This is a genomic window from Ramlibacter aquaticus (assembly GCF_015159745.1).
Classification (GTDB): Bacteria; Pseudomonadota; Gammaproteobacteria; order Burkholderiales; family Burkholderiaceae_C; genus Ramlibacter; species Ramlibacter aquaticus.
Map to the genome: position 1 here is coordinate 91,656 of NZ_JADDOJ010000003.1, position 18,041 is coordinate 109,696.

Genomic DNA, 18,041 nt, shown 5'->3' on the forward strand with positions numbered 1-18,041 from the left:
CCAGCGGCGCAGCCGCTGCCCGGGCCGGTCAGTGCGTCTGCAGAACGCCCGCCACCAGCCGCAGCTGGCGGCCACAGCGCGCGGCCAGCGAATCGTCGTGCGTGACCATGATGAAGGCGGTGCCCACGTCCTGCGCCAGCCGCAGCATCATGGCGAAAACCTCGTCGGCGGTGCCGCGGTCCAGGTTGCCGGTGGGCTCGTCGGCCATCACGCAGGCCGGCCGCGTGACCAGTGCGCGCGCGATCGCCACCCGCTGGCGCTCGCCGCCGGAGAGCTCGGCCGGCCGGTGGTGCAGGCGGTGGCCCAGGCCCACGGCCTCCAGGGTGGCACGTGCCTGCGCCGCGCAATCGGCCGGCGGCAGGCGGCGTATGCGCAGCGGCATGCCCACGTTGTCCAGCGCGCTGAACTCCGGCAGCAGGTGGTGGAACTGGTAGACGAAGCCCAGGTGGCGGTTGCGCAGCTGGCCCTGGGCGGCCGCGTCCAGGCGCGAGAAGGCCTCGCCCACCAGCTCGACCTCGCCGCTGCTGGGCGTGTCCAGGCCGCCCAGCAGGTGCAGCAGGGTGCTCTTGCCCGAGCCCGAGGCGCCCACGATGGCGACGGTCTCGCCCGCGCGCACCTCCATGTCCACCCCGCGCAGCACCTGCACGTCCAGGCCGCCCTCGGCGAAGCGCTTGGACAGGCCCTGCGCGCGCAGCACGAACTCACTCATAGCGCAGCGCCTCCGCCGGGTTGACGCGGCTGGCGCGCCAGCTCGGGTAGAGCGTGGCCAGGAAGGCCAGCACCAGCGAGATGACCGCGATGGGCACGATGTCGCCGCGCTGCGGGTCGCTGGGCATGCGGCTGATGAGGTAGATGTCCTTGGGCAGGAAGCTGGCGTGGAAGAGGTGTTCCAGCGCCGGCACGATGACGTCGATGTTGAAGGCCACCAGCAGGCCCAGGCCCAGGCCGGCCAGGGTGCCGATCACGCCCACCGCCGCGCCCTGCACCACGAAGATGCCCATGATGCTGGACGGGCTCGCGCCCAGGGTGCGCAGGATCGCGATGTCGGCGCGCTTGTCGGTCACGGTCATCACCAGCGTGCTCACCAGGTTGAAGGCCGCCACCGCGACGATCAGCGTGAGGATGATGAACATCATGCGTTTCTCGACCTGCACGGCGGCGAACCAGGTGCGGTTCTGGCGCGTCCAGTCGCTCACGACCACGTCCGGCCCCATCTGCTGCGCCAGCTCCGCCGCCACCTGGGGCGCCTGGTTCAGGTCACGCAGCTTCAGGCGCAGCCCGCTGGGGCCTTCCAGGCGGAAGATCTTCGCCGCGTCCTCCACGTTGATCATCACCAGGCTGCTGTCGAATTCGTAGTGGCCGGAATCGAAGGTGCCGATCACGGTGAGCTGCTTCAGGCGCGGCAGCACGCCGGCCGGCGTGACCTGGCCGCCCGGCGCCACCAGGGTGAGCGGGTCGCCCTCGCGCACCCCCAGCTGGCGCGCCAGCTCGACCCCGACGATGACGCCGAAGCTGCCCGGCACCAGGCGCGCGAGCGCGGGCTTGATGGTGGCGGCCACGTCGGTCACCTCGGGTTCCAGCGCGGGGTCGATGCCGCGCACCAGGGCGCCGCGCATGTCCTCGCCGCGCGCCACCAGGGCCTGCGCGGCAATGAAGGGCGCCGCGCCCACCACCTGCGGATGGCGGCGCACCTGGGCGATGGCACCGGCCAGGTCGGGCAGCGCGCCGCCACCGGCGGCGAACACCTCCACGTGCGCGACCACGCCCAGCATGCGGTCGCGCACCTCCTTCTGGAAGCCGTTCATCACCGACAGCACGATGATGAGCGCGGCCACCCCCAGCGCGATGCCCAGCATGGAGACACCGGAGATGAAGGAGATGAAGCCGTTGCGGCGGGTGGCCCGTCCGGCGCGCGTATAGCGCCAGCCGAGTGCGAGTTCGTACGGGATGCGCAACGTCATGAATGGTCGGGGTCCAGCCCCGGATTGTGGCATCCCGGACAATAAGCCCATGTCGGACACTGTCCAGTTGCTCGTACCGCTCGCCACCGCCAACGGCGAGGCCTGTGCCCGGGCCCGCGCCGGGCTCAGCCTCCCCCACCTCGAAAAGCTGCTCGCGCGGCTGTCGCCCGGCCCGCTGGAGGCCGGTGCCGCGACCGACCTGTGCCTGCCCCACGAGCGGGTGCTGGCGCGCGCCTGCGGCCTGCCGGCCGAGGACGGCCACATCCCCTTCGCCGCCTGGCAGGCGCGCCAGGCCGGGGAGAACCCCGGCGACGCCGCCTGGGCCTGGCTCACGCCCTGCCACTGGCAGGTCGCGCAGGACCACATCGCCATGGGCCATCCCCGGGCGATGGCGCTCACGCCCGCCGAATCGCAGGCCCTGCTGGCCGCCATGCAGCCCTACTTCGCCGAGGACGGGCTGCAGGTGCGCTACGAGGCGCCCACGCAGTGGCTGGCCGAGGGCGAGGTGTTCCGCGGCCTGGCCAGCGCCTCGCTGGACCGCGTCATCGGCAACCGGGTGGACGCCTGGCTGCCGCGCGCGGCCGAGGCACGCACCCTGCGCCGGCTGCAGCAGGAGATGCAGATGCTGCTCTACACGCACCCGGTGAACGAGGAGCGCAGCGCGGGCGGGCAACTGCCGGTGAATTCGTTCTGGGTCAGCGGCGCGGGCGCCCTGCCCCCGGGCTGTGCGCCCCAGGCACCGGCGGGCCTGCGCATCGTGCACACCTTGCGCGACGCCGCCATGCTGGGGGACTGGGAGGCCTGGGCCGCCGCCTGGCGCCAGCTGGACGCGGGCGAGTGCGCCGCGCTGCTCAAGTCGCTGGACGCCGGGCAGCCCGTCACGCTGACGCTGTGCGGGGAGCGCCATGCGCGAAGCTGGCAGGGCGACGGCCGCGGCCTGCTGGGGCGGCTGGCCGCCGCGTGGGGCCGCGGCCGGGTGCAGTCCGCGCTGCAGGCGCTGTGAGGTTCGGGCCTGGCTGACCGCCGCGGGCTCAGCCCGCCAGGGTCACGCCCACCCGCGAGGCCAGGCGCGCCGCGATCTCCTTGAGCGGCAGCACCTCGTTGGCGGCGCCGGCGTTGATCGCCTCGCGCGGCATGCCGAAGACCACGCAGCTGGCCTCGTCCTGCACCAGGTTCCAGGCGCCGGCGTCGCGCAGCACGCGCATGGCCGTGGCGCCGTCGGCCCCCATGCCCGTGAGCATGATGCCCACGGCCTTGGCCCCGGCGTGCTGGGCCACCGAGCGGAACAGCACGTCCACCGAGGGCTTGTGGCGGTTGACGGGCTCGCCGTCGGCGACGCGCGTCACCCAGCCGCCGCCCGCGTGGCGGGCCACCGAGAGGTGGCGTCCACCCGGCGCGATGTAGGCATGGCCCTGCAGCACGGGTTCGCCGTCCACGGCTTCCTTCACGTGCAGTCGCGAGAGGCTGTCGAGACGGGCCGCGAAGCTCGCGGTGAAGCCCGGCGGCATGTGCTGGGTGATGACGATGCCCGGCATGGTCGTCGGCAGCGCCGTGAGGATCTCGCGGATGGCCTCGGTGCCGCCCGTGGAGGCGCCTATGGCCACCAGCTTGTCGGTGGACACCCGGGAGCCGGGCGCCGGCTTGCGCACACCGGCCGGCGCCGCCGGCGGCGGTGCATGCAGGTGGCGGCCGACGCGGGCCCGCGCGGCCACGCGCAGCTTGCCCACGATGTCGCGGGCCATGTCGTCCAGGCCGGCCTTCAGGTTGAAGCTGGGCTTGGGCACGAAGTCCACGGCGCCCAGCTCCAGCGCCCGCAGCGTCACGTCCGCGCCGCGCTGGGTCAGCGTGGAGACCATGACCACCGGCGTGGGCCGCAGCCGCATCAGGCGCTCCAGGAACTCCAGCCCGTCCATGCGCGGCATCTCCACGTCCAGCGTGACCACGTCGGGGTCCAGCTCGCGGATGCGCTCGCGCGCTTCGAACGGGTCGCCCGCGGTGCCCACCACCTGCATGTCCCCGCTGCGGTTGATCAGGTCGGTGAGCACGCTGCGCACCAGGGCGGAATCGTCCACCACCACCACTCGAATCGTCATCAGAACAACTCCACGTCGCCGCTGCGCTCCTGCTTGAGGCGGGCCCGGTAGCGCGCCTCCTGCGCCTCGAATTCACCATGGTGCGTGGCCGGCAGGCGGCGGCACATGACCTTGCCGCTCTTCGGGAACATGCACACCTTGCGCGGGTAGATCTCCAGCACGTCGCTGCCCAGCACCGGGATGTTCTCGGCCGCGAGGAAGCTGCGCACGAACGTCACGTTCTTCTCGCCGATCAGGGTGCCGGCCAGGCTCTTCATCACGCTGCCGCCGCCGAAGATCTTGGCCTGCAGGCCGCTGCGCCGCGCACCGCGCCGCATCAGCTCGTTGATCAGCAGCTCCATCGCGAAGGCGCCGAAACGCCCGCCCGCGGAGGCGTCGCCGCTGTCGGGCAGCATGAAGTGGTTCATGCCGCCCAGGCCGCTGTGCGGGTCGTGCAGGCAGGCCGCGACGCAGGAGCCCAGCGTGGTGCTGACGGCCACGTCCTCGTCGTAGACGAAGAACTCGCCGGGCAGCACCTTCACCGCCGCACGCTCGAAGGCGGGCTCGTAGAAGTAGAAGGAGGCCTCGTGCTCGCGCCGCGGCCGCGCGCGCAGCGCGGCGAGCGCCCGCGCCTGCTCGGCGGGCATGGTCGCGTGCAGCAGGGCGCTCATGGGCCGACCCGTCGGTAGGCGGTCTTGCCGCTCAGCTGGAACAGGTCGCGGTGCTCGGAGAAATTCTCCGAATGGCCGACGTACAGCACGCTGCCGGGCCGCATGGCCGCGTGCAGGCGCTGCAGCACCTGGCGCTGCGTGGGCCGGTCGAAGTAGATCATCACGTTGCGGCAGAAGACCACGTCGTAGGGCTCCAGCTGCCAGTTGCCGCCCAGCAGGTTGAAGGGCTTGAAGTTCACCATGCGGCGCACTTCGGGCCGCACCCGCACCTTGCCCTCGTTGGGCCCCGAGCCGCGCAGGAAGAAGCGGCGCAGCCGCGCCTCGCCCAGGGGCGTGGCGTTCTCCATGGTGTAGGTGGCCTCGCGCGCGGCCTGCAGCACGCGCGTGTCGATGTCGCTGGCGTCTATGGTCACGCTGGCGTTGGCGCCCAGCGCTTCCTGCACCGTGATCGCGATGCTCCAGGGCTCCTCGCCGGTGGAGGCCGCGCAGGACCAGATGCGGCGCACGCCGCCCTTCTTCAGCTCGGCCGCGAGCAGGTCGAAGTGGTGCGACTCGCGGAAGAAGGCCGTGAGGTTGGTGGTCAGGCAGTTGATGAACTCCTGCCATTCAGGGTCGCTCTCGCGCTGCAGCCGGTCCAGGTATTCCTTGAAGCTGCCCAGCCCGACCTCGCGCAGGCGGCGCGACAGCCGGCCATAGACCATGTTCTGCTTGCCGGGGTGCAGGTCGATGCCGGCCTTGGCCCGGATCATCGCGCGCACGCGCTGGAAATCGTCGGCGCCGAAGGCGATGTCGCGGTCGCCCGGCAGGCCGGCCACCACGCCCTGGGGAAGTGCGGCGCCCATCAGACGGTCTCCTCGAGCACGCGGAAGAGCTTGACCGCGTCGCGCAGGCCCTCGGCCTGGGAGGCCAGCTGGCTGGCGGACGCCGAGGTGCGCTGCACCATGGCCGCGTTCTGCTGGGTGGCGGCGTCCAGCTGGGCCACGGCGGCGTTGACCTCGCCGATGCCGGTGGACTGCTCGCTGCTGGCGTGCGAGATGCCTTCCACCAGGCTGCCCACCTCGCGGGCGGCCTGCAGCACCTCGTCCAGTGTCTTGCCGGCGTGGCCGGCGGTGCCCACGCCCTCGCCCACGGCGCGGCGCGTCTCCTCGACCAGGTCGCGGATCTGGCGCGCGGCGTCGGCGCTGCGCTGGGCGAGCCCGCGCACCTCCTGCGCCACCACCGCGAAGCCCCGGCCCTGCTCACCCGCACGGGCCGCTTCCACGGCGGCGTTCAGCGCCAGCAGGTTGGTCTGGAAGGCGATGCCGTCCACCACGCTGTTGATGGAGGCGATGCGGCCGGCGGCGCCTTCGATGCCGCGCATCCCGGCCACCACCTGCCCCACCACGGCGCTGCCGCGCTCGGCGACCTCGCCCGCACGCACCGATTGCTGGGTCGCGCTGGTGGCGCTGTCGGCGTTGCGGCGCACGGTGGCGGCGATCTGGTCGATGGCGGCTGCGGTCTGCTCCAGGCTGGCGGCCTGGGCTTCGGTGCGCACCGAGAGGTCGGCGCTGGCGCGCCCCATCTCGGCGGCCGCCTCGGTGATGTCCGTGGCCGCGGTGCGCACATCGCCCACCATGGCCTGCAGGTTGACGTTCAGCTGCGCCAGCGCGCCCTCGAGTTCGCCGATGCCGTCGCGCCGGCCGCTCACCGCCATCTTGCGCAGTTCGCCGGCCGCCATGCGGTTGGCCATCTGCGTGCAGGCCGCCAGCGGCCGCGTGATCCTGCGGGTCAGCCAGGCCGCGAGGCCGGCCACCGCGCCGGCCTGCGCCGCCAGGCCCAGGCCCATGGCCAGCGGCCCGCGGCCTTCGGTCAGCACGGCCACGCCGGCGCTGGCCACCGCCAGGGCGGCCAGGGCCAGCGTCATGCAGGCGCCCAGGCCGGGCCGCGACAGCGCGGCGAGCCGGCCGCGCCAGCCGGCACGCACCACGTGGCCGCCGCGCAGGGCCAGCCGGACCCGGGCCGCGCGCTGGTCCTCGCGCATGCGGGCATACAGCGCCTCGGCGGCCTCCACCTCGGCCCGCGAGGGGATGGAGCGCACCGACATGTAGCCCACCGGCCGGCCCGCCTCCAGCATGGGCGTGACGTTGGCACGCACCCAGTAGTGGTCGCCGTCCTTGCGCCGGTTCTTGATCAGGCCGGACCAGGGCCGGCCGGCCTTCAGCGTGGCCCACAGGTCGCGGAAGGCCTCCGGCGGCATGTCGGGGTGGCGGATCAGGTTGTGCGGCTGGCCCAGCAGCTCCTCGCTCTCGAAGCCGCTCGCGCGCACGAAAGCCGGGTTGCAGTAGCGGATGTGGCTGTCCAGCGAGGTGGCCGAGACCAGGATGTCCTGGGGGTCGGGCCGGTGCTCGCGGCCGGTGACGGGGAGGTTGGTGCGCATGGAAGGGACCGGGATGTGGGGGTAAGGCCTCAGGCCATGCCGGGCGCCAACCGGAAGGAGCCCACCAGGCGACCCAGGGACTGGGCCTGTTCGCGCAGGCTCTCGGCGGCGGCCGAAGCCTGCTCCACCAGGGCCGCGTTCTGCTGGGTGATGTCGTCGAGCTGGGCGACGGCGCGCGTGACCTCGCCGATGCCGGTGGCCTGGCTGGCCGTGGCGCCGGTGACGCCGGCGATGGCCTGGCTCACGTCCTGCACGCTGTGCTGGATCGCGGCCATGGTGCCGCCCGCGTCCTTGACCAGGCGCGCGCCGGTCTCGGCCTTGCGCACGCTCTCCTCGATCAGGCCGCGGATCTCGCGCGCCGCGTCGGCGCAGCGGCCGGCCAGGCTGCGCACTTCCTGCGCCACCACGGCGAAGCCGCGGCCCTCCTCGCCGGCCCGCGCGGCCTCGACCGCGGCGTTGAGGGCGAGGATGTTGGTCTGGAAGGCGATCGAATCGATCACGCCCGTGATCTCGGAGATGCGGCCCGAGCCGGCATTGATCTCGGCCATGGTGCCCACCACCTGGGACACGATGTCGCCGCCCTGGCGCGCCACCTCGGCGGCGGTAGCGGCGAGTTCGTTGGCGCGGCTGGCCGAGCCGGCCGATTCGCGGATCGCGTCCGACAGCTGGGCCATGGTCGCGGCGGTCTGCTGCAGGTTGCTGGCGGCGCGCTCGGTGCGGGCCGACAGGTCCTGGTTGCCGGAGGCGATCTGGCTGGTCGCGCTGCCCACGCCCTCGGTGCCGCTGCGGATGCCGCCCACCATCTGGCGCAGGCTGTCCTGCATGCCGGCCACCGCCTGCTGCAGCTGCCCGACTTCATCGCTGCGCGTCACGGCCACGGGCTGCGACAGGTCGCCCCCGGCGATGCGGCGCACCGCCTCCTGCACCTCGCGCAGCGGCAGGGCCAGGCCGTTGGCCACGCCGGTCGCCAGCACGGCGCCCAGCAGCAGCGCCGCCAGGGTGAGGCTGGGCAGCAGCCATTGCGCGCGCTGAACGGCGGCCAGCCGCTCGGCGTCCAGGGCCTGCACCTGCGCATCCACGCCGGCGGCGAGCTTGTCCAGTTCGCCCAGGTAGGCGTCCGCCAGTGGCGACAGGCGCGTGTCCACCTCGGCCTGCGCGGCGGCCACGTCCCGGGGGTCGGCCATGCGCTTGAGCAGCGCGGCACGCACGGACAGGTATTCCTTGCGCCGCTCGGCCATGCCGGCCAGCACGTCCTTGTGCTGCGGCAGGTCCAGGGCCACGTCCAGCCGCTTCTGCAAGCCGGTGATGGACGCGGAGGTCTTCTTGATTTCAGCGTCCAGCCACGGGGCGATGGACGGCGGGCTGCCGGCCTTCGCCAGGGTGACGGCGCGGACCACGTTGAGCCGGGTCGCGGCCGCCCAGGCGGCCACGTCGGCACGCGTGGCGTGCAGCGCGGCCTGGCGGGCGTCGATCGCCTGCAGGCTGCGCATCTCCAGGATCGCGATCGCCGCGACCGCGAGCAGCATCAGCAGGACAGCACCGAATGCCGCGGCCAGCCGGGCGCGCAGGCGCAACGATGCCGCCATCTCACTGCACCTCGGGAACCGTACCGAGTGCGGAGCCCAGCAGGGTCTCCATGTCCACCAGCATCAGCATGCGCTCGCCCACGCTGCCGATGCCGGTGATGAATTCGGAGCCCTCGTCGCCGGACAGCTCCGGCGGCGGCTTGATGGCCGAGGCCTCCAGGTCCAGCACGTCGGAGACCGAATCCACCACCACGCCGACCACGCGCTGGCGCACCGCCAGCACGATGACCACGGTGAAGCGGTCGTATTCGGCGGTGGCCGCGCCCAGGCGCAGCCGCAGGTCGACGATGGGCACGATCACGCCGCGCAGGTTGACCACGCCCTTGACGAAGGACGGGGCGCCGGGGATGCGGGTGGGCGCCTCGTAGGAGCGGATCTCCTGCACGCGCTGGATGTCCACGCCGTATTCCTCGTTGCCGAGCCGGTAGGTCAGGTATTCGCCGGCGCGGGCGGCGGCGTTCACGGCGGCCGCCGCGCTGCGGCTGGCGTCCTGGCGGGCGATGATCGCCCCTTCTTTGGTCATGTCCATGGTTGGCTCCTCAATCAGGCGGGGATCGGTTCTGCGGCGTGGGTCCCGGCGGGCTCCAGGCCTCTCTCGTCTCTTCGGCCGCCGGCGGCCGGACTTGAACTTTTGTCGTGCGCGCGGCGCACCAGGGCGCCCACGTCCAGGATCAGGGCGACGCTGCCGTCGCCCATGATGGTGGCGCCGGAGACCCCCTGCACCTTGCGGTAGTTGGTCTCCAGGTTCTTGACCACCACCTGCTGCTGGCCCACCAGGCGCTCGACCTCCAGGGCCACCTGGCGGCCCTCGGCCTGCACCAGCACCAGCATGGGCGCGGCGGCGCCGGCGACGGCTTCCACCGGGCCGTAGCCCATGGCCTCGGCCAGGCTGAGCACGGGGAGGTGGTCCTCGCGGACCTTGACCACCCGGTGCCGGTTGGCCATGGTGCGGATCGCCCCGGGCTGGGGCTGGAAGGACTCGACCACGCTGGACAGTGGCAGCAGGTACAGGTCGTCCTCGATGCCCACGGACATGCCGTCCATGATGGCCAGCGTCAGCGGCAGGCGCACCCGCACGCAGGTGCCGCGGCCCAGCTCGGAATCGAGCTCCACGGTGCCGCCCAGGCCCAGGATGTTGCGCCGGACCACGTCCATGCCCACGCCGCGGCCGGAGATGTCGGTCACGGCCTCGGCGGTGGAGAAGCCGGGGGCGAAGATCAGCTGGTAGACCTCGCCGTCGGTCATGTTGTCGGGCAGTGCCATGCCGTTGCGGCGGGCCTTGTCCAGGATGCGCTCGCGGTCCAGGCCGCGGCCGTCGTCGCGCACCTCGATCACGATGCAGCCGCCCTCGTGGCAGGCGCTCAGGGTGAGCGTGCCCTGCGGCGGCTTGCCCATCTCGATGCGTTCGGCGGGCAGCTCGATGCCGTGGTCCACCGAGTTGCGCACCAGGTGGGTCAGCGGGTCGGTGATCTTCTCGATCAGGCCCTTGTCCATCTCGGTGGCCTCGCCCACCGTCTTGAGCTCCAGCTGCTTGCCCAGCCGCGCGGCCAGGTCGCGCAGCATGCGCGGGAAGCGGTTGAACACGTCCGACATGGGGATCATGCGGATCGACATCACGGATTCCTGCAGGTCGCGCGTGGTGCGCTCCAGGTCGGACAGGCCAGCCATCAGGTGCTCGCGCGACTGGGCGTCCAGGCGGCTGGCCTTCTGCGCCAGCATGGCCTGGGTGATGACCAGTTCGCCCATGAGGTTGATCAGCTGGTCCACCTTCTCCAGCGAGACGCGCAGGGTCTCGCTGGGCGTGGTGCGCGGTGTCGCGCCCCCGCCGGCGGCCTGGGCCGCAACCGGGGCGCTGGCCGGGGCCGCGGCCGGTGCCTGCACGGCGCGCACCTCGGCGGCCGCCACCTCCAGCATGGCAGGCGCGGGCCCGGCTTCCTGCGCTGCGTCTTCCGGCTCACCCTCCCAGGGCGCCAGCGCGATGCTCTCGCGCGGCACGTGGAAGCTGCACAGGTCCAGGATGTCGGCGTCGCTGGAGCTGGTGCGCAGGTGAAAGCGCGCGAATTTCTCGGGCGCGCCGTCCACGCGCTCCAGCGTGCCGCCGCCGGCCACCTCGCCGAACAGCTCCAGGATGTCGTCGGCCAGCGAGGGGTCGGCCAGCGGCCCCACCGTCATGGCCAGCTCGCGCTCGCCGGGCGGCGGGGCCGCCGCGGCCTTCTTCTTCTGCGTGCGCGGCCGGGCCGCCTTCTTGGGCTGGGCGGCTGCGGGGGCGTGGCTGGCGGCGCCGCCGGGCGCCTGGGTGTGCGCGGCCAGGGCCTGCAGCACCTCGCCCGCGTCCGGCGGCACGCCGCCGTGCTGGTGGCAGTGCAGCAGCGCGCGCAGCAGGTCGCCCGACTTCAGCAGCGTGTCCACCATGTCGGTGGTGGCCGGCTGCTCGTGGCGGCGCAGCTGGTCCAGCAGCGTCTCCATCGCGTGGGTGAGCTCGGCCACGTTGGCGAAGCCGAAGGTGGCGGCGCCGCCCTTGACGGAGTGCGCGCAGCGGAAGATCGCGTGCAGCGTCTCCTCGGCCGGCGCCTGCACGTCCAGGCCGAGCAGAAGGCGCTCGAAGTTCTCCAGGTTCTCGGCCGCTTCCTCGAAGAAGACGCCGTAGAACTGGGTCAGGTCGAAATCGGAAGTGCCGTCAGACATGGCCAGGCTCCTGTTCCTGCGGGGCGACCTTGCGGATGGTGGCGATCAGCCGGGCCGGGTCGAAGGGCTTGGCGAGCCAGCCCGTGGCCCCGGCCTCGCGGCCCGCCTGCTTGGTGCGGTCGTCCGAGTCGGTGGTGAGAATGAGGATGGGCAGGCGGCGGAACTTCTCCTGCCCACGCAGGGAGCGGGTCAGCTCCACCCCGTCCATGCGGGGCATGTTGTGGTCGGTGAGGACCACGTCGACCGGGCGCCCCTGCAGCTTCTCGAGCGCGTCGAGGCCGTCCACGGCTTCGACCACGTCGTAGCCGGCCTGCCGCAAGGTGCTGGCAAGCATGGCCCGCATGGAGGCGGAATCGTCAACGGCGAGTACGGATGTCATGGATCGGTCTCCGGAAGTCAGTGCCGGCCGCACGGACCGCGGCCATGCGGAGGATTCTGGGAAGACCCGGGCTTGGACGATGCGGCGGAAAGCGGGCGCAAAGCCCGTCTTTTCGCGCGCTGCAGCCGGCCCCCGGCCGGTATCGTCCCGGCATCAAGGAGTTGTCGCACGTGCGCCTGCTGGTCATCGAGGATTCGGAACTCGACTACGAAATGCTGCTGGTCACGCTGGCGTCGCAGGGCGTGGCGGTGACGGCCGAGCGCGTGGAAAGCGCGGCCCAGCTGCGCGAGGCCCTGCAGCGCGGCTGGGACCTGGTGATCTCGGACCACCGGCTGCCCGGCTTCACCAGCCACCAGGCCCTGCGCATCGTGCGCGAGCTGCCCAGCCCGCCCCCCTTCATCATCGTCTCGGGCGTGATCGGCGAGGACATGGCGGTGCGCGCCATGCAGCGCGGCGCGGACGACTACCTCATCAAGGGCCGCCTGGCCCGCCTGGGCACCGCGGTGCGCAACGCCGTGGAGGCCTCGCGCGCCCGGCGCGAGCGCGCCGAGACCCAGGCCCGGCTGGCCCAGTCGCAGGAGCAGCTGCGCAATCTCTCGCACCGCCTGCAGGCGGCCATCGACGAGGAGCGCTCGGCCATCGCGCGCGAGATCCACGACGACATCGGCGGCACGCTGACGGCGGTGCGCTTCGACCTGGAGAGCCTGGGCCGGCACGTGGACGCGGCCGCGCTGCCCCGGCTGCAGCGCGCCCAGCAGTCCCTGGCCCAGGCGCACGAGACCACCCAGCGCCTGATGCACAACCTGCGCCCGCCCATCCTGGACGCGGGCCTGCCGGCCGCCATCGAATCGCTGGTACGCCAGTTCCGCGAGCGCACCGGCGTGGCCACCGAGTTCGAGCACAACGCGCCGCGCGGCGAGCTGGAGGCGCCCATCGCGCTGGCGCTGTACCGCGCCTGCCAGGAGGCGCTGACCAACATCGCCAAGCATGCGCAGGCGCGCAGCGTGGCCATCGGCCTGCACCACGGCCAGGCGGCCGTGTCGCTGGAGGTGACGGACGACGGCCGCGGCCTGGACCCGGCGGCCCTGCGCAAGCCGGAATCGCTGGGCCTGCGCGGCCTTGCCGAGCGCGCCTTCGCCGTCGGCGGCGCGCTGGACATCTCCAGCCACGAGGGCCGCACCACGCTCATGGTCTGGCTGCCCACGCACCGCCGCGCCCTGCGCGTGCCCCGGCCGCAGGAGGCCGCATGAACCGCCTCTTCCTGGTCGACGACCACGCCCTGATACGCCGCGGCATGCGCGACGCGCTGGTGGACGAGGGCTTCGAGATCGCCGGCGAGGCCGCCGGCTGGGACACGCTGCAGCCGGCGCTGGACCGCACGCCCTTCGACGTTCTGCTGCTGGACATCAACCTGGACGGCCGCTCCGGCTTCGACATCCTGGACCTGGTGCGCGGGCGGCCCCAGCCGCCGCGCGCGCTCATGGTCTCCATGTACCCCGAAGACCCGTACGCCGTGCAGGCGCTGCGCGCCGGGGCCTGGGGCTACGTCTCCAAGTCCAGCGAGACACCGGTGCTGGTGGACGCCATACGCACGGTGGCGCTGGGCCGCCGCTGGGTCTCCGGCGCCACCGCCTCGGCCCTGGCCGAGGGCGTCTCGCGCGGGGACGCCGCCGCGCAGCCGCACGAGCGGCTCTCGCCGCGCGAACTGCTGCTGCTGCGGCTGGTCGCCTCGGGCATCACGCTGACCGAACTGGCCGCGCGCATGGACCTGCCGCCCAAGACCGTGAGCGTGTACCGGGCGCGGCTGCTGGAGAAGATGAAGATGTCCAGCAACCACGAGTTGGCGCATTACGCGCAGCAGCACGGGCTGGTGTCCTGACCGCCGGCGCCGGCGCGGCGCCCGCCCCGCGCTCAGGGATAGGCCGTCGCCAGCGCGGCCATGGTCTCCGCCGCGAAGCGCTGCACCTCCGGCCAGCGCGCCCGGGCCTGGGCGGCGTCCGCCGCGACCAGCGCGCCCTCGATGCCGCGGGCGGCGCCGGCGAGGGCGGCGTCCTGCATCATGGCCGCGGAGCCCGCGATCTTGTGGGCCAGCGCCTGCGCCGCGGGCGTGGGCGGCTCGGCCTGCAAGGCCTGGCCCAGCGCCGCCAGCTGCGAGGCCAGCGTCTCGCGGTACAGGCCCACCATCTTCTGCTGGGCGGCCAGCGGGATCATGCCCAGCAGGCGCAGCATGGCGTCGGTGGAGTCGCTCATGCGGCCAGCACCTTGCCGATCAGGCCGCACAGCTCCTCGATGCCGCGCGGCTTGTCGAACACGTCGGCGACGCCGGCGCGGCGCGCGCCCTCGCGCAGTTCGTCCGTGATGTAGCCGGACGCGAGGATCACCGGCAGGCCGGGGCGCAGCGCGCGGATCGCATGGGCCAGCTCCAGCCCCGAGCCGCCCGGCATGTTGTGGTCGGTGACCACCAGGTCCACCTCGCCCAGGTTCTGGCGCAGCCAGTCCAGCGCGTCGCGCGGCGATTCGAAGCCCGTGAAGCGGTAGCCCAGCGACTCCAGCGTGGCGCGCATCATGAAGACCATCGCCGGGTAGTCGTCCAGGTAGAGCACGTGGCGGCCGCCGCCCTGGGCGGGCGGCTGCACGGCACTGGGCACGGCCTCGGGTTCACCGGCCTCCGGCGCCGCGGTCACCGGCAGCCAGATGTCGAAGGTGGTGCCCTGCCCGCGTTCGCTGTGCACCGCGATGCGCCCGCCGTGCGACTGCACGATGCCGTGCACCACCGGCAGGCCCAGGCCGGTGCCCTCGCCCTTGGCCTTGGTGGTGAAGAAGGGCTCGAAGATGCGCGACTGGGTGGCCGCGTCCATGCCGCAGCCGTCGTCGCTCACCGACAGGCGCACCTCGCGCCCGGCGGCTTCCACGGTGATGCGGATATGGCCCGGCTCGGAACCCAGCGCCTGCCAGGCGTTGGTGCCCAGGTTCATCAGCACCTGCGTGATCTGGGTCGGGTCGGCGCGCACGTGCACGCGCTCGGCGGGCATGCTGGATTCGATCGCGATGCCCGAGGGCAGCGTGGCGCGCAGCAGCTGCACGCCCTCCTCCACCAGCGGCTGCAGCGCCTGGGTGCTGAACACGGCCGGCTGCTTGCGGCTGAAGGCCATGATGCGCTGCACCAGGTCGCGCGCGCGCAGGCCGGCCTTCTCGATCTCGGTCAGGAAGGGCGCGCCGGGCGTCAGGCCGCAGCTGGCCTTGGCCAGCGCCGCGTTGCCGATGATGGCGGCGACGATGTTGTTGAAGTCGTGCGCGATGCCGCCGGCCATGGTGCCCAGGGCCTCCATCTTCTGCGACTGGCGCAGCTGCAGCTCCAGGGCCTGGCGCGCCTCCTCCGCCGCCAGGCGGGGCGCGAGGTCGCGCAGCATCAGGCAGTGGTAGGTGCGGCCGCCGTGCTCGACGCGCGAGATCGAGACTTCGGCCGGGAAGGCTTCGCCGTTCCAGCGCTGGGCCTGCACCGCCAGCGAGCGCACCAGGCTGGGCGCCGCCGGGGCGCTGGGGCGGCGCACCGTGCGGATGAACTGCAGCGCCTGTGGCGCGAAGCGTTCCAGCGAGGCCCCCAGCGCGTCGGCGCGCGGGCAGCCGAACATCTGGCCGGCGGCGCCGTTGAACAGCACCACGCAGCCGGCCTCGTCCACGCTGAGGATGGCCTCGCTGGCCGCGTCGATCACCGCCGCCAGCTGCATCTCGCTCTCGTTCAGCGCGCGCTCGGCTTCCTTCTGGGCACTGATGTCGCGGGCGATGCCGCGCCAGCCGGCGAAGCGCCCGCGCGCGCGCCGGGGCGTGCCGGTCCACTGCAGCCACACGCGGCGGCCGTGGGCATCCTCGTGGCAGGTCTGGAAACCGCTGAAGGCCTGCTGGCCTTCCATGCAGGCACGCTGCGCCGCGGCGTCCCCCGCCTGCGGCAGCTCCCAGGGCGCGAGGCCCAGCCAGTGCGCGAGGCCGCAGCCCGGGCCGCCGTCCGTGCGCGCGAGCCGCGTCAGGCGGTGGCCGGCGTCGGCCTCCCAGGCCCAGTCGGCCGTGAGCGCGAGCAGGGGACCGGCCCAGCCGCCTGCACGGCCGGTGTCGTCCTGTCCCAGCCTGGCGAGCGCACTCCCCATGGCATCAGGCCGCGATCAGGCCCTTGCGCAAGGCATAGCGGGTGAGTGCGGAAAGATTGTTCACACCCAGCCGCGCCATGATGCGGGCCCGGTGCACGTCCACCGTCTTGGAACTGAGGCCGAGCTGGTAGGCGATCTGCTTGGAGGCCAGGCCGCGCGCCAGCAGGCGAAGGATCTCCACCTGGCGCCCGGTCAGTTCCTCCTCGGCGCTGGGTTCGGCCGGCGCCAGCAGGGCCTGGGCGATGGCCGGGCTGAAGTAGTTGCCCTTGGTGACCACGCTGCGGATCGCATGCGCGAGCTCGAAGGGCTGGGCGTCCTTGCGCAGGTAGCCGCAGGCGCCGCTGTGCACCGCACGCTTCACCGCCTCGGCGGTGTCGTGCATGGACAGGGCGATGATCTTCACGTGGGGGTGCCGGGCATGGATCTCGGCGATGGCGGCGTAGCCGTCCACCCCGGGCATGCTGAGGTCGCTGATGACCACGTCGGGCAACAGGCCCTCCACCAGCTTCAGCAGGGCCCCGCCGTCCTCGGCCTCGGCCACCACCTCCACCCCGTCGATCGCGCCCAGCAGGGCGCCGATGCCGGTACGCACCAGTTCGTGGTCGTCGGCCAGCACCACCCGCACGTGCATGGGCAGCGCGGAGTCGCGGAAGTGGACGCTGGCGTCGTGGCTCATGACAGCATGTTCTCGGCCCAGGCCAGGGCCTGGAGGTGAGCCATGTTGACGTCGTGGTTCGACAGGCCCAGCACCAGCGCGGCGCGGGCGAAGCTTTCCTCGTCGGCGGACTCGCAGGCCTCGATCAGGTCCAGGTAGGGCGCGAAGGGGCCGCTGCGATGCAGCAGCGCATCGTTCACCGGCCCGGGCAGCTTCACGGTCTCCAGCACCGCCTCCAGCGGCTGGCCGGTGATCGCGTCCAGCAGCGAGAAGATGCCGACCACGAAGGCCTGGTCGCGCTCCTTCTCGTCCAGGCGCTCGCCCACCAGCAGCTCGGCCAGGCGGCCGCGCGTGGCGGCGATGCGGGCCAGCGCGGGCGATCCGCCCTCGCCGCTGGCCGCCAGCATGAGGGCCGCCCAGCGCGTGAGCTTCTGCAGGCCCAGCAGCATGGTCGCCTGGCGGAAGGAGGTGACCTCGTGGCGCAGGCCGTTGGAGGCTGCGTTCACCAGCCGCAGCAGGTTCAGAGAGAGCAGCGGGTCGCGCTTGAGCACTTCCTCGATCTGCTCCAGCTCGCCGTCGTTGCGCAGCAGGTGGATCAATTGCAGGATGTTGGCGTGCTGGGCCCGCACCGGCTGGTTGCGCACCAGCACCGGACGCGCGAACCACTGGCCCTGGAACAGGCGCACGCCCAGGGCCGTGGCGCTGGCGTGCTGCTCGCGCGTCTCCACGCCCGAGGCGATGACCTTGAGGTTCTTCATGGCCAGCCGGGCCACGTGCTTGAGCACCGGCTCGATCACGCCGGCGGGCAGGCGCTCCAGGTCCAGGCGCACGAAGGAGGCATGCGCCAGCCAGCTGGCCCAGGCGGGGGCCAGGGCCTGGTGGTCGAAGGCGAGGCGGAAGCCCTTGTCGCGCGCGGCCTTCAACTGCGCGGCCACGGCGGCGATGCGCTCGGCTTCCACCGCCGGCGGCAGGGCGATCTCCAGCACCAGCCGCTCGGGCGACACCAGCTCCAGGTGCGGGCTGGCCAGGGTTTCATGGCTGCAGCGCAGAAACAGCGTGAGCTTGTCGGCGACGGCGGTGCTGCTCGCCAGCGACAGGGCGTGCATCAGGAAGTCGGCATCGCGGGCCGGCCCCGGGGCACGGCCCGAGCGGTCCAGCAGCGCATAGCCCACCACCGACATCTTCTCGTCGAGGATGGCCTGGCGCGCGAGCAGGCCGTCGGCGTCCAGCTCGGGCGCCGTGATCGATGTCTGGGGCTGGGTCATGCGTTCCTCCGACTCAAACTCATTCTAGGAACACCCCTGCCCTGCGCTGGCCTCGAAAAGAGGCCGGATGGCCGTGCTTTTCCGCCGGGCCCGGCCCGGGCACGGGTGTCGATGCACAGCTCTTCGGCGCCGGCGGGCGAATCTTGAGCGGGGCGCGCCCGGGCCCGGACACAAAAAACCCCGCCGGCGCCGAAGAGCTGTGCATCGAC

Annotated in this window: 17 protein-coding genes; 3 read left to right on the plus strand and 14 right to left on the minus strand. The window is 72.8% G+C overall.

Features of this window, described 5'->3' with window-relative positions:
- Positions 1–28 precede the first annotated feature (28 nt).
- Complete coding sequence (locus IM725_RS01655; protein ID WP_193778825.1) at positions 29–709, minus strand: ABC transporter ATP-binding protein; 681 nt, start codon at positions 707–709, stop codon at positions 29–31.
- Entirely contained in the window at positions 702–1,955 is a 1,254-nt protein-coding gene (locus IM725_RS01660) for a lipoprotein-releasing ABC transporter permease subunit (RefSeq protein WP_193778840.1), read from the minus strand. Before IM725_RS01660 ends, IM725_RS01655 begins: the two co-directional genes overlap by 8 nt.
- A 55-nt stretch (positions 1,956–2,010) precedes the next feature.
- Here IM725_RS01660 and IM725_RS01665 point away from each other — a divergent pair, with 55 nt between their 5' ends.
- Positions 2,011–2,964: a phosphoglycerate mutase gene (locus IM725_RS01665; RefSeq protein WP_193778826.1), complete on the plus strand. Its 954-nt coding sequence runs from the start codon at positions 2,011–2,013 to the stop codon at positions 2,962–2,964.
- 28 nt (positions 2,965–2,992) lie between these two features.
- On the opposite strand, the gene IM725_RS01670 is transcribed toward IM725_RS01665, so the two are convergent.
- From IM725_RS01670 to IM725_RS01700, 8 genes are read right to left on the minus strand one after another with little or no spacing between them, the layout of a single operon-like run.
- Positions 2,993–4,054 carry a protein-glutamate methylesterase/protein-glutamine glutaminase gene (locus tag IM725_RS01670; RefSeq protein ID WP_287066849.1) on the minus strand — a complete coding sequence of 354 codons (1,062 nt, stop codon included), beginning with the start codon at positions 4,052–4,054 and terminating at the stop codon, positions 2,993–2,995.
- On the minus strand, positions 4,054–4,704 hold the full coding sequence (cheD, locus tag IM725_RS20270; protein ID WP_227753492.1) for a chemoreceptor glutamine deamidase CheD: 651 nt from the start codon (positions 4,702–4,704) through the stop codon (positions 4,054–4,056). Before cheD ends, IM725_RS01670 begins: the two co-directional genes overlap by 1 nt.
- On the minus strand, positions 4,701–5,546 hold the full coding sequence (locus IM725_RS20275; RefSeq protein WP_227753493.1) for a CheR family methyltransferase: 846 nt from the start codon (positions 5,544–5,546) through the stop codon (positions 4,701–4,703). Before IM725_RS20275 ends, cheD begins: the two co-directional genes overlap by 4 nt.
- The gene (locus IM725_RS20585; protein WP_193778827.1) at positions 5,546–7,120 is read right to left on the minus strand and encodes a methyl-accepting chemotaxis protein; all 1,575 of its coding nucleotides are present in this window, start codon (positions 7,118–7,120) and stop codon (positions 5,546–5,548) included. The genes IM725_RS20275 and IM725_RS20585 overlap by 1 nt, the downstream gene beginning before the upstream one ends.
- A 29-nt stretch (positions 7,121–7,149) precedes the next feature.
- Positions 7,150–8,706, minus strand: coding sequence for a methyl-accepting chemotaxis protein (locus tag IM725_RS01685; RefSeq protein ID WP_193778828.1), 1,557 nt, complete (start codon positions 8,704–8,706; stop codon positions 7,150–7,152).
- Between the two features lies 1 nt (position 8,707).
- Complete coding sequence (locus IM725_RS01690) at positions 8,708–9,235, minus strand: chemotaxis protein CheW (RefSeq protein WP_193778829.1); 528 nt, start codon at positions 9,233–9,235, stop codon at positions 8,708–8,710.
- A 14-nt stretch (positions 9,236–9,249) separates the two neighbouring features.
- Positions 9,250–11,391, minus strand: a complete 2,142-nt coding sequence (locus IM725_RS01695; protein ID WP_193778830.1) for a chemotaxis protein CheA — start codon at positions 11,389–11,391, stop codon at positions 9,250–9,252.
- Positions 11,384–11,770 carry a response regulator gene (locus tag IM725_RS01700; RefSeq protein ID WP_193778831.1) on the minus strand — a complete coding sequence of 129 codons (387 nt, stop codon included), beginning with the start codon at positions 11,768–11,770 and terminating at the stop codon, positions 11,384–11,386. The genes IM725_RS01695 and IM725_RS01700 overlap by 8 nt, the downstream gene beginning before the upstream one ends.
- Before the next feature lie 170 nt (positions 11,771–11,940).
- Here IM725_RS01700 and IM725_RS01705 point away from each other — a divergent pair, with 170 nt between their 5' ends.
- Both IM725_RS01705 and IM725_RS01710 read left to right on the plus strand, forming a co-directional pair.
- Entirely contained in the window at positions 11,941–13,020 is a 1,080-nt protein-coding gene (locus tag IM725_RS01705; protein ID WP_193778832.1) for a hybrid sensor histidine kinase/response regulator, read from the plus strand.
- Positions 13,017–13,649 (plus strand): response regulator, encoded by a 633-nt coding sequence (locus IM725_RS01710; RefSeq protein WP_193778833.1) that lies wholly within the window; start codon positions 13,017–13,019, stop codon positions 13,647–13,649. Before IM725_RS01705 ends, IM725_RS01710 begins: the two co-directional genes overlap by 4 nt.
- Positions 13,650–13,681: 32 nt before the next feature.
- On the opposite strand, the gene IM725_RS01715 is transcribed toward IM725_RS01710, so the two are convergent.
- From IM725_RS01715 to IM725_RS01730, 4 genes are read right to left on the minus strand one after another with little or no spacing between them, the layout of a single operon-like run.
- Complete coding sequence (locus IM725_RS01715; RefSeq protein ID WP_193778834.1) at positions 13,682–14,020, minus strand: Hpt domain-containing protein; 339 nt, start codon at positions 14,018–14,020, stop codon at positions 13,682–13,684.
- Positions 14,017–15,912, minus strand: a complete 1,896-nt coding sequence (locus IM725_RS01720) for a hybrid sensor histidine kinase/response regulator (protein ID WP_193778835.1) — start codon at positions 15,910–15,912, stop codon at positions 14,017–14,019. Before IM725_RS01720 ends, IM725_RS01715 begins: the two co-directional genes overlap by 4 nt.
- A gap of 4 nt (positions 15,913–15,916) precedes the next feature.
- The gene (locus IM725_RS01725) at positions 15,917–16,588 is read right to left on the minus strand and encodes a response regulator (RefSeq protein ID WP_227753494.1); all 672 of its coding nucleotides are present in this window, start codon (positions 16,586–16,588) and stop codon (positions 15,917–15,919) included.
- Entirely contained in the window at positions 16,585–17,832 is a 1,248-nt protein-coding gene (locus IM725_RS01730) for an EAL and HDOD domain-containing protein (RefSeq protein WP_193778836.1), read from the minus strand. Before IM725_RS01730 ends, IM725_RS01725 begins: the two co-directional genes overlap by 4 nt.
- Between the last annotated feature and the right edge of the window lie 209 nt (positions 17,833–18,041).

What these genes read in the sequence shown, in the direction of transcription:
- IM725_RS01655 (WP_193778825.1), bottom strand. Translation starts at nt 709, where the DNA reads ATGAGTGAGTTCGTGCTGCGCGCGCAGGGCCTGTCCAAGCGCTTCGCC.
- IM725_RS01665 (WP_193778826.1), top strand. Translation starts at nt 2,011, where the DNA reads ATGTCGGACACTGTCCAGTTGCTCGTACCGCTCGCCACCGCCAACGGC.
- IM725_RS01670 (WP_287066849.1), bottom strand. Translation starts at nt 4,054, where the DNA reads ATGACGATTCGAGTGGTGGTGGTGGACGATTCCGCCCTGGTGCGCAGC.
- cheD (WP_227753492.1), bottom strand. Translation starts at nt 4,704, where the DNA reads ATGAGCGCCCTGCTGCACGCGACCATGCCCGCCGAGCAGGCGCGGGCG.
- IM725_RS20275 (WP_227753493.1), bottom strand. Translation starts at nt 5,546, where the DNA reads ATGGGCGCCGCACTTCCCCAGGGCGTGGTGGCCGGCCTGCCGGGCGAC.
- IM725_RS20585 (WP_193778827.1), bottom strand. Translation starts at nt 7,120, where the DNA reads ATGCGCACCAACCTCCCCGTCACCGGCCGCGAGCACCGGCCCGACCCC.
- IM725_RS01685 (WP_193778828.1), bottom strand. Translation starts at nt 8,706, where the DNA reads ATGGCGGCATCGTTGCGCCTGCGCGCCCGGCTGGCCGCGGCATTCGGT.
- IM725_RS01690 (WP_193778829.1), bottom strand. Translation starts at nt 9,235, where the DNA reads ATGGACATGACCAAAGAAGGGGCGATCATCGCCCGCCAGGACGCCAGC.
- IM725_RS01695 (WP_193778830.1), bottom strand. Translation starts at nt 11,391, where the DNA reads ATGTCTGACGGCACTTCCGATTTCGACCTGACCCAGTTCTACGGCGTC.
- IM725_RS01700 (WP_193778831.1), bottom strand. Translation starts at nt 11,770, where the DNA reads ATGACATCCGTACTCGCCGTTGACGATTCCGCCTCCATGCGGGCCATG.
- IM725_RS01710 (WP_193778833.1), top strand. Translation starts at nt 13,017, where the DNA reads ATGAACCGCCTCTTCCTGGTCGACGACCACGCCCTGATACGCCGCGGC.
- IM725_RS01715 (WP_193778834.1), bottom strand. Translation starts at nt 14,020, where the DNA reads ATGAGCGACTCCACCGACGCCATGCTGCGCCTGCTGGGCATGATCCCG.
- IM725_RS01720 (WP_193778835.1), bottom strand. Translation starts at nt 15,912, where the DNA reads ATGGGGAGTGCGCTCGCCAGGCTGGGACAGGACGACACCGGCCGTGCA.
- IM725_RS01725 (WP_227753494.1), bottom strand. Translation starts at nt 16,588, where the DNA reads ATGAGCCACGACGCCAGCGTCCACTTCCGCGACTCCGCGCTGCCCATG.
- IM725_RS01730 (WP_193778836.1), bottom strand. Translation starts at nt 17,832, where the DNA reads ATGACCCAGCCCCAGACATCGATCACGGCGCCCGAGCTGGACGCCGAC.